Source organism: Sinomonas humi (assembly GCF_000802235.1).
Lineage (GTDB): Bacteria > Actinomycetota > Actinomycetes > Actinomycetales > Micrococcaceae > Sinomonas > Sinomonas humi.
Map to the genome: position 1 here is coordinate 1 of NZ_JTDL01000021.1, position 2,235 is coordinate 2,235.

Annotated in this window: 2 protein-coding genes; both read right to left on the reverse strand. The window is 68.7% G+C overall.

The window, feature by feature from the left end:
• The coding region (locus LK10_RS01535) for a bifunctional 2-methylcitrate synthase/citrate synthase (protein WP_043119601.1) at positions 1-1,125 on the reverse strand (1,125 nt) is incomplete at its 3' end.
• Positions 1,126-1,173: 48 nt separating this feature from the next.
• Positions 1,174-2,091 carry a methylisocitrate lyase gene (prpB, locus tag LK10_RS01540; protein ID WP_043119602.1) on the reverse strand — a complete coding sequence of 306 codons (918 nt, stop codon included), beginning with the start codon at positions 2,089-2,091 and terminating at the stop codon, positions 1,174-1,176.
• Between the last annotated feature and the right edge of the window lie 144 nt (positions 2,092-2,235).

A 2,235-nucleotide genomic window follows, 5' to 3' on the forward strand; every position in this document is an offset into this window, starting at 1 on the left:
GTTGTAGGCCGAGAGGGGGCGGATGAGGGAGTTGTTCTCGAGCTGTTCCATGATGTGGGCGGTCCATCCGACGATGCGGCTGGCGACGAACAGCGGGGTGAAGGTGGGGATGTCGAAGCCCATGAGGTGGTAGGCGGGGCCGGTGGGGTAGTCGAGGTTGGGCTTGATGCCCTTGGCCTCGTCCATGGACTGTTCGAGGCCGTCGTAGAGGCCGAGGATTTCGGGGCGGCCGTAGTAGGTGATGAGGTCGTCGAGGGCGGCCTTCATGGTGGGGACGCGGGAGTCGCCGTGCTTGTAGACGCGGTGGCCGAAGCCCATGACCTTCTTCTTGGCGGCGAGGGCGTTGTCCATCCAGGCCTTGGCGCGGGCTTTGGCGTCCTCGTGGGTTTCGCTGGGGTTGATGCCGATTTCCTCGAAGGTCTCCATGACGGCCTCGTTGGCCCCGCCGTGGAGGGGGCCCTTGAGGGCTCCGATGGCGGCGGTGACGGCGGAGTGGAGGTCGGAGAGGGTGGAGGTGACGACGCGGGCGGTGAAGGTCGAGGCGTTGAAGGAGTGTTCGGCGTAGAGGATCATCGAGACCTCGAACGCGCGGATGACCTCGGGGGCGGGTTCGACGCCGAAGGCCATCCAGAGGAAGTTCGCCGAGTAGCCCAGGTCCTCTCGGGGCTCGACGAGCTCTTCGCCGCGCCTGCGGCGTTGGTCGTAGGCGACGACGGCGGGCATGGCGGCGAAGAGGGCCAGGGCCTTGGCGAGGTTGGCCTCGGGGGAGGAGTCCCCGGCTCTGGGGTCGCGGGCGCCGAGGACGGAGGCGGCGGTGCGGCAGACATCCATGGGGTGGCACGTGGTGGGCAGCTCGTCGATCACGGCCTTGACCACCGGGTCGAGGGCGCGGCCGGCGCGCTCCTGCTGCTCGAACGCGAGGAGCTGGTCGTGGCTGGGGAGCTCGCCGTGCCAGATGAGCCAGGCGACCTCCTCCATAGTGCAGCGTGCGGCGAGCTCCTGGACGGGGTAGCCGCGGTAGAGCAGGGAATTCGTCTCGGGGTTGACCTTCGAGATGGCGGTGTAGTCCACCACCACCCCGGCGAGGCCCCTGCGGATCTCTTCAATGCCAATTGTCTGGGCCATTCGTGGCTCCTTTGCCGGGTGCTGGGTTGTTCCGAAGTGCTGGTGCCGTCAGCGCCGGCCGGGGACCAGGAAGTTGAAGATGCCCGTGTCGAAGCGGTTATACGCCTCATAGTCGACAAGCTCGTAGAGGCGGGAACGGGTGAGCATCCTCTCGACCTGCGGCTCCTGCGTGCCGTCCAGCCGGATGACGTCGAGGGTGCGCTCGGCCTCGCCCATCGCGCTGCGGAGCAGGGTCACGGGGTAGATGACGATGTTGATGCCGGCGGACTCGAGTTCGGCGGCGGTGAAGAGGCGGCTCTTGCCGAACTCGGTCATGTTGGCCAGGACGGGGACGTCGACGGCGTCGCGGATTGCCTGGAACTCTTCGAGGGTTCCCATGGCCTCGGGGAAGATCGCGTCGGCCCCGGCCTCGACGAGGGCCCGGGCGCGCTCGGCGGCGGCCTGGAGCCCGGCGGGTCCGGTGTCGGTGGCGCGGATGTCGGTTCGGGCCATGATGAGGAAGTTCTCGTCGCGGCGGGCGTCGGCGGCTGCGCGGATGCGCTGGGTGGCGGTGTCGAGGCCGACGACGGCCTTGCCGTCGAGGTGCCCGCAGCGTTTGGGGTTGACCTGGTCCTCGATGTGACAGCCGGCGAGGCCGGCGTTCTCGAGTTCCTGGACGGTGCGGGCGACGTTCATGGGCTCGCCGAAGCCGGTGTCGGCGTCGACGATGCAGGGGAGGTCGGTCATGCGGGCGATCTGCCCGGCCCTGGTGGCGACCTCGGTCAGGGTGGTCAGGCCGATGTCGGGCAGGCCGAGGTCGTTGGCGAGGACGGCGCCGGAGATGTAGACCCCGGGGAAGCCCTTCTCCTGGATCAGGCGCGCGGAGAGCGGGCTGAACGCTCCGGGGAACTGCTGGAGCTTCCCGGAGCCGAGGGCGGCCCGGAGGGCGAGGCGCTTCTGCTCGGGGGTGGTCTTGGAGTACAGCATCTGGAACAGTCCCTTTCCTAGAAGAGCCCGCGCGGCCCGGCGGCGAGGTCGATGACCCCGTCCTTGGCGAGGATGTTGAGCGCATCGAGCTCGCCGGGGCCGAGTTCGGGCAGGCGCTGGACGGTGTCCAGGAACCGTTCGATC